The 7,778-nt window shown below is 56.3% G+C and carries 6 protein-coding genes and 1 tRNA gene; 1 reads left to right on the top strand and 6 read right to left on the bottom strand.

The window, feature by feature from the left end:
- Positions 1-30 precede the first annotated feature (30 nt).
- A tRNA-Ser gene (locus FJ311_05040) sits at positions 31-120 on the top strand.
- 440 nt (positions 121-560) lie between these two features.
- Here FJ311_05040 and FJ311_05035 read toward each other — a convergent pair.
- The 6 genes from FJ311_05035 to FJ311_05010 form a co-directional block, all read right to left on the bottom strand.
- A complete protein-coding gene (locus FJ311_05035; protein MBM3950800.1) occupies positions 561-2,714 on the bottom strand; it encodes a hypothetical protein in 2,154 nt (717 codons plus the stop codon).
- A 17-nt stretch (positions 2,715-2,731) separates the two neighbouring features.
- On the bottom strand, positions 2,732-4,396 hold the full coding sequence (locus FJ311_05030) for a hypothetical protein (GenBank protein ID MBM3950799.1): 1,665 nt from the start codon (positions 4,394-4,396) through the stop codon (positions 2,732-2,734).
- Positions 4,393-4,983 carry a hypothetical protein gene (locus FJ311_05025; GenBank protein ID MBM3950798.1) on the bottom strand — a complete coding sequence of 197 codons (591 nt, stop codon included), beginning with the start codon at positions 4,981-4,983 and terminating at the stop codon, positions 4,393-4,395. The genes FJ311_05030 and FJ311_05025 overlap by 4 nt, the downstream gene beginning before the upstream one ends.
- A gap of 25 nt (positions 4,984-5,008) precedes the next feature.
- Positions 5,009-5,611 (bottom strand): hypothetical protein, encoded by a 603-nt coding sequence (locus tag FJ311_05020; GenBank protein MBM3950797.1) that lies wholly within the window; start codon positions 5,609-5,611, stop codon positions 5,009-5,011.
- Between the two features lie 108 nt (positions 5,612-5,719).
- On the bottom strand, positions 5,720-6,529 hold the full coding sequence (locus FJ311_05015; protein ID MBM3950796.1) for an endonuclease: 810 nt from the start codon (positions 6,527-6,529) through the stop codon (positions 5,720-5,722).
- Entirely contained in the window at positions 6,510-7,763 is a 1,254-nt protein-coding gene (locus FJ311_05010; protein ID MBM3950795.1) for a DNA cytosine methyltransferase, read from the bottom strand. Before FJ311_05010 ends, FJ311_05015 begins: the two co-directional genes overlap by 20 nt.
- Positions 7,764-7,778: the final 15 nt, after the last annotated feature.

Below are 7,778 nucleotides of genomic sequence, written 5' to 3'. Positions count from 1 at the left end.
CGGGGGGCCCTTGTCGCTCGACAAACGACCGGAGGGATGGCCGAGTGGCTTAAGGCGCACGCTTGGAAAGCGTGTATACGGGAAACCGTATCGTGGGTTCGAATCCCACTCCCTCCGCCAATTTCTATCACAACAACGCTCTCCGCCTCCGAGCGGCGCCGACGAAAACCCCAGTATCCGCGCGGTTCACGCATCAAAGCTATTGACCGAGTGAACCGCGCCGGAGCAGAAATTCGTCTCTCTCCGGCCCTTATTCTCCAAAGCTCCTGACTTCGCCAAAACAGTACGGATTTTTAAGCGTCTGATTTGCCAGCGTTATTCGGCATGGAAAATCCGTAGCTTTCGTATCCCTCTCGGGGCGCGAGAGGAACGGCGTCGAAACGCGGCACCGAAATCGCAGCGGATTTCGATTCTCTCGGTGTGTCGCCAGTTCTTCCCGCCACGCCACAGGGCGGATAGCCGGAGGTCCCCCAACGCGATTTCCCGACAAATTCGATTACTTCAATCCAACGGTTTCAGACTCTCGATCAATGGGTTTGGAATTCTTCACGGACGACCTCTCAAGTATTTGTAGTTTCGGATGGGTCGTCTTCGTATTCAGGGGCTTCGGAGTCGAGGACCGCAGAGGCTGCGGCGTCTATATCCCCGCTTTCCCAAAGATCGATCAATTCTTCCCCGCCCACCGTTATTCGGACTTTTCGGGTGGAGCGCTCGAATTCCAGAACGCAAACATCGCCCGGTTCGGCTCCCGCGTTCACCAGAGGACGCTTGAGACCCCACAAGAAGTTGTCGCGACACTTCACGGTGGCGTCGAGTTCGCGGCATGCGATTTCCGGTTGCCACTGGCCCTCGGCATAGTCGGCCACGAATCTTGGGATCGAAACCGAGCCTTGCGATAAGCAAACCCGGTTGAGATGGATTGCACACCAAAGTGCACCTTTTGTGCTCCATCCCCACTCCGCCGGCTTGCGCGAAGCGCTCAGCTGTTCGCCGATTTCCTCGACAACGCCCGGCGCCACATCTGCACCGACGAGTCCGTACACGCCACGGGCTAACCTCGAAACGACCGGAGAGTTCGAAGAGTAAATGCCGACGGTAACAGGATTCATGCCGGCCGAAACGCAAAGCTCCTGGAATTTTTCAATAGAAACCGCAGGTCCGTTCGCTTTCAAAACTTCGATAATGGTTTCTTCGGCGCCGCCCGGTTCGATAGCATTCGGGAAAGTCGAAAGGGCTATTACCTTGCTCCCCTCGACGCGCGCCAGACCTATCTTTTCTAGAAACCTCGCGAGAACGGAAAGCGGAGGCACGGAAGCGAGGCGATGCGATTTGGATACGGCGCGCCGGAGCTCCGATAGATTCACCTTAGGCGCAACGTGCAATACTTTCGCAGCCAGATTGGAAAGTCGATTTCTGCTCAATCCGGTGGCCATAAGCCAACTGCGGTTTTCGTCTAACCACACGCAAAAGTCGTTGATTTCGACGATGCGCCGATAGGTGTCGCGTTTCTCCTCCGGAATTCCCGCTTCCGAACAGACGGAGTCGAAGTTCGCGCACCCGTTGCTAGCAGTGAGGCGCTTGCAAAGACGTAAAAGTTCGCGCGCGTTCCCCTCGAGTTTCTTTTCTTCGTAAACGACCTCCTGTCCGATCATCGTCCGAACGAATCCGGGCTTCTTGTCGAACATCTCGCACGCGGTTAGAAGGCCCGTCGGGTCGAATTTCGCACGCGAGACGCCCTCCGCCCGCAGCTTCTTCGCGATATCTTTGGGCATCGCGGGACAAGCATTTCTCGCAACGTTCAAAGCTTTATCCAGCCAGGGCGTCTCGAAGCCGCCTCTGATTTTCGGGATCGCACGTGCGGCGATTTGGCGAATCCGTTCTCTCGTAACCCCGTATTCCTGACCCACCGATTCCAAGGTGCGCTGACCGGCACCGGTCCAGCCGAACAGATTCGCTGTGGCGTCGAAATTACGATCCTTAACCGCTGTCCCGAGAATTCCGAGTAGTTCGTCCTCCAGACATTCGGCCTTCGGCAACGTCGAGAAAACGTTTCTTGCCTCGACAAGCGCTGCCTTCTGCTGACGCTCCTCCGCTTCGCGTTCCGTTTCCGCGATTTGCGGATCCCAATCTGAGACGACGGTTCCGAGCGATAATCCAAGCTTTCCGAGTTTTTCAGATATCTCGGCTACTGTCGTCCGTCCGCAACCGTTCGTGCGCAATAGATCGATTTCTCTACGTTGAACGAGATCGCCCACGTATTGCATGTCCTGTCGACCGAATATGTTGGAAGCACGGCGCGAAAAGTCGAGTTCCGAAAGCCTAATCCGAAGACGCGCGCGAGTTTGCGGATCATAGTCCCCAAGACGCTTGGCGCTCAGCGCCGTTTTATCAAGGCTCGGTACGTCGGCGGGAGAAGGAATTTCCGGTGCCGTCCAGCCGACAACGTCGGTTCCGAACTTTAAGCCGAAGGCGTCGAGAATGTCCTGGAGCTCGGTCACGGTTTTCGCGCCGCAATTTTGCAACGATGCGACGGTCGCCTTGTTGAGAGGAACCAGCTCGCCCATGAATCGTATTCCCGCTAACTGAAGTACGTTTTTCGTTCTCGCCGACAAAAACAATTCATTTAAATCGATTCCGAGTACGGATCGCACCTCTGGCGATGCCGTGGCGAAATCAATTTTCTGCGTTGCGCAATCGCTCGATCCCTCCACCATATCGCCGCTCCCGGCTCCTATGCCTTCGAATACAATGCGGCACCCGAACGCGAGAGGCGATTAATGGTATCGCGGATTTCGACAATAGGTTCGGTTACGTCGATGTAGTAATTGCCGCTGGCAATCTCCGACGCCAGTCCGATCGCGTACTCCGAAAAGGCAACCTCGTAGGACAGTCGACGAAACGCCACATCGTTGATTCCTCCGATAGCGAGCGCGGCTGTAATTTGAGGATGCTCGAGATTGATATAGATCGTTCTCTCGTCGCGTTCGTATTTGGCGCGTGGGGCGTCCGCACCAATCTCGCGGAAATCGACGCGGAAGCCGCCCGAACTACCGGTCTTTTTACGGTTTTTTGGCTTGGCCTTCGTCTCGGAATTTTCGTGGCCGCGCTCCATCGCCGGTCCTGGCTCGTCGGGTATCGGCGACGGCTCTGGACCGGGCGGGTTGGGATCAGGGTTCGATTCGTATTCGGCGTCTTTGGTGCCGTCGTCGCCTACGATAATGGCGGGAAGATCGTCGCCGGAAACCAGCGTTTCGCCGATTTCGTCCACCGCTGCAGCCTTTTCCAACTTGTCGGAACCGCCCGCCACTTTTGCGAGCGTCTTCTGAACTTGACCGCGCCACGCGTCGAAGTCCTTATTGATGATCTTCGCGATGGCGTCGGCTTCTTCTTGCAGGCGCTGCGCGTCGCGTGCTTTCTTGCGCTCCCGCTCGTCCTTCTCCAACTCGCGCCGAACGCCCTCTATTTTGGAGCCCACGAACGCGTATATGTTGGCGACGACCTCGTTTTTCGGATTGAGCCGCATCGAACGGCTCATATCGAACGCGGAAATTGGGGATTTGTCCTCGGCCAAGCGGGCGACGTCGAACTCTCCGAAAATGTAGTTCGAGAAGGCCTTATTCTCGCAACCGGCGAGCGTGAGCGTGTGCCATACGCCCTTGGACATGATCGCAATACCCTGCCATTCTGGCGGGAGAGTCGCCTTCGCAATCTTCACGACGAGTTGGGCTTCTCCCAATACGGATTCGAAATTGGTACCCTTTGTCGAAAATGTGATCTCGCGGGAATAAGCCGGCTCCTCGACTTTGCACGCCTGCCGATTCACGAAAACTTCGGCATTGGGCCAGTGGGCGATGTGACGCTCGATGTGTCGAATAATCGAAGGTACGTCCATCTTCTTAAGATGAATGCCTTCGATTTCGACCAAGGTGCCGTTCTTCTCGTGCGTGGGTTTCTCGTGCTCCAGAACTTGGAGCGGAATTTCGTCGCCGTCCCCGGCGGCCTGGATGTCTTTGCGTTCGAGCAGAACTATCGAAAGCTTGCCGTTCTTAACCGTCGTAAGGCGGAGCAGATCGGCAATGCCGAAGGCCGCCGATTTGCCGGTTCCGAACATCCCGCGGCCGGCCTTCCCCCTTTTCCGGTCTATGTTCTCGCCGTGCATCTTGAAGTATTGCTTCAAGTCTTCGCCGTCCATTCCGCGTCCGTTATCGCGAACGGATATCTTGCGTCCGCGTGCATCGACCGTAACGTCGACAAAGGGCTGCGCTCCGGGATCGATATATTCGAGTCCGTTCGACACGTATTCCCAGACGACAGTCTGTTCGTGCTGAAAGAGAGCAGCGCTTTGCAGCAGGTCGCGGCCAACATGCGTCGTGACTTTAATTGCCGTAGCGCTCATTTCTTGCTCCTTACCAGTGCGGCCGCGATCACCAGAACTGGGCCGAGATCAGGATCATCGTTGAATGCGTTTTCGGCTTGTCGAACTTTTCGTTCGCGCGCCTCGCCCATGACGTAGTCGTCGAGACGGAAGAATTTCTCGGCATCGGCTAGCGTGATTTCGGCCTTGTGACCTTCGGCGAATTTCGCGTAAGCCAATTCGTTTACCATCCGAACGCGTTCGCGTCCCACCCAAGGTTCTTCTTTTTTCTTCTTAACCGCAGGCGAAACACCCTTGAGCTTGGCGACGGCTTTCCGCGCAAAATTCGTTCCGGCGAGGGTGAGCATCCAGCCGTCGTTTTTCGCTCCGACGACCAACTCTCCCTCTTTTTCGGCTTTGGTCATGTCCCAAAGATGCTTGTAGATCAGCTCGCGGTCGATTTGGGTTTTGTACTTTTTCCAAGTGAACGTCCCCGGCGCTAGCTCGTGCGCTTTTACGGCAATGTCTTCGGTATCGATGCGCTTGCTATCCGCGCCGAGTAGATACGCTGCGATCACGACGACGTCGCTCTGGGGGAGAGTGGGCACGCTTTTAGCGGATTTAGTCATTCGGCTCTCCCTCTGCGGTTTCCCGTCACCCTTCGAAGTTGATCGTAATTTTCACGGCTTCGACGGGCACGCCCGCCGCTTGTGCGATACGGCGACGCGCGTCTTCGACTTCAGATTTTATGTTCGTTCGACGGCCGGGTGCGGCGGGGGGCAATGCCTCGGAAGCATTGATCGTCACGGCGAGTCGATATCGAGACCATTTGGTCGCGTAGTCGTTGGCCTTCGCCGGCGCGTCCTTCTTGAACCAAAGATTCCAAGTCCTATTGTCGCCTTTGGTATTTGGATTTCCTTGCAACCATTCTTTGTGCGTGCGCCGCGCTTCTGCTTCGACCTCTTTGGCGGGGAGCAAATACGAAACGGTCTTGCCGGGCGTTCTTTCGATCTCCGGCATTACCAAAAGGAGCCAGTCAGTCCCCTCGACGTTCAGTTTGGCGTCCGGCGCGGGTGAATCTCCGACGACTATGAGTACATGGTCGTTGCACGTCCGAACCCTGACGGTTTCGCCGTCCGGCAACCCGTAAATCATCGAACGGCCCTTGCTCCGCAGACGCACGAGAGGCTTTCCCACGCCCTTCATTGCAGCCAAGCCGGCCTCTATCAGGACTTCGCTTTCGATGCGTTCAGCCATTACTCACCTAATTTCTATATAGGCGAGTATATAATAGTATATAATATAATTTCAAGCCATATATAGAACAGTATTTACCTAAAAAGATTCAATCACTTAGGTAGGAGGTTACGCGTTTCGATAGGCACGGACTGCTTTCTCGTCAAGCTCGTCGGCAGGGACCAGCTTGTAATGACGTTCCGCTACCACGCGCACTTCGTCGTCTTCGACCGTCAGCTCGAACAGTGCAACAACGGAGTCTTCCATGAACTGCACTGATATGGCGCGGCATTTAATGCCAGGAAATTTCTCGGCGCACATGGCGATGTCTTGTTCGGTTTGCACGATAGAAATTTGGTCGCTACCGCCTTTCGCCTGAACCGGAATGACGTAGTGGCAGCCGTTCGTGTCGATGCCGACATACAATTCGTCGATCTCGACTTGGCCGAAGCCTTGAGCGGTGGTTCGAAGGTGGTTCTGCAACGAATATGTCGTGAGGCCCAAGAATATGTCGATCAATCTGTTGTAGCGGACGATCGCAAGCAGCGCCTGCTCGTCGTCGAGCGCGTATGACGCGATCAGCTCGGGCGTCGCATCGGGGACCTTGATTGTGATCAACTCGGCACGGGGTGCGATTCTGTTCTCTTTAGCCAGCCGAAAGCGATAGCGCGACCTCCCGGCGAGGCGGATATGCCATTGCAGCCCCTTCGCTTCCGTTGCGCGTATGGAATCCGGAAGCGATTTACGCATGCGAAAACTGTAAAGAACGTCGCCCACGTTGTCGGGAACCGCGATCTTCAATTTGTCGGCCCAGGCTTTAATTTCCGTGCGTTCGAACTCGAACTCCTTCATCCCCGCCTTCCAATGCGCGAAGAAGATTTTTTCGATGATGTCGTTGTAGCGGCTGGAACGCTTTTTCTTAGGCGGCACGGCGTTCATCGGCCTCCTCTTTATCCGTCTGGCGGATGCGGCGAGCGATGACCGTGCTCGGAACACCGTAATATGCGGCCGCTTCCGCCAATGTCATCTTCAGAAGCTTTTCGTCGCCCAACTGGACGATTTCGCGCGGCGGCGACGGCCGAAGCCGCATAGCTTTGACAATCTCTCCTGCGACCGCCCGCGCGAGAAGCGGCGGCACGGAATTGCCGATTTGGCGAAACCCGTGCCATTTGGTGACGTGAAACCGGAACCAGTCGGGATACGAGTGCAAGCGAGCCGCTTCGCGTACGGTAATACACCTCGCGTACAAATAGTGAATTGGACGCGGCGAGGTAAACGCACCCCGGTCCGTATTCGTGCCTGCACGCAGCGTGTTGCAAACGCCATGAGGATCGAGCTTGTGAAATCGGCTGGTCGGCTCCGTTCCACCCTGTTCGGTCGCGGCAAATCGTTGTCGGGAAAGCTTCGTGTGGTTCGCGCGCATGCTGGACGTCAACACGTTAGGATCGTATCGGCGGCGATACCCGAAATGGCTCGACTTGTTACCGAGTTCGCGCAAGACGCGCGCATAGGCCGAAGGCGTCCGAAGGTCGGCCCGAACGTCGTCTTCGTAGATCAATTTCGGAAACTGTTCGGCATCGGGAATATCGGCGAGGGCCTCGGCCACGGTCACTCGTTTCGAAGGCTCCGGGTAGCCCGGAAGTCGAAGTCCCTTTCGAGCACCGACTAGAAAGAGGCGTCGGCGGTCTTGCGGGACGCCGTAATCGGCGGCGTTCAAGACGCGATAAGGTAACAGTACGCTGTAATCTTTCGAGAGGTGCTTTACCAACTCATCGAGAAATTGGCGGTGGCGACCGAGCGTGAGCCCCCTCACGTTCTCGAATACGAAATATTTTGGTTCGAGTTCGCGCACGATGCGCACATAGTGACGCACGAGCGAATTGCGCGGATCGTCGAACGCGCGCTGCCCGATCATCGAAAAGCCTTGACAGGGCGCTCCGCCGAACACGATATCGACCTCGCGTTTGCCGATGTCGGCACGCTTGAGGATTTCGCGGCCCGATAGCTTGCTAACGTCCCTACAAAGGGTGGCGCAGTTCGGGAAATTGAATGCGTGGGTCGCGCAATGAACCGGATCGATTTCGACGGCGGCGGCGATATCGAAGCCCGCCTGTTCGAAACCCAGGCTCAGACCTCCGGCTCCCGCAAATAGGTCTATGCCGATCGGACGCATTTAGAACGCCTCCCC

It is taken from the genome of Rhodospirillales bacterium, from assembly GCA_016872535.1.
GTDB lineage: Bacteria > Pseudomonadota > Alphaproteobacteria > Rhodospirillales > 2-12-FULL-67-15 > 2-12-FULL-67-15.
The sequence above is the reverse complement of the archived record's forward strand: the minus strand, read 5'-3'. Positions and strand labels throughout refer to the sequence as shown.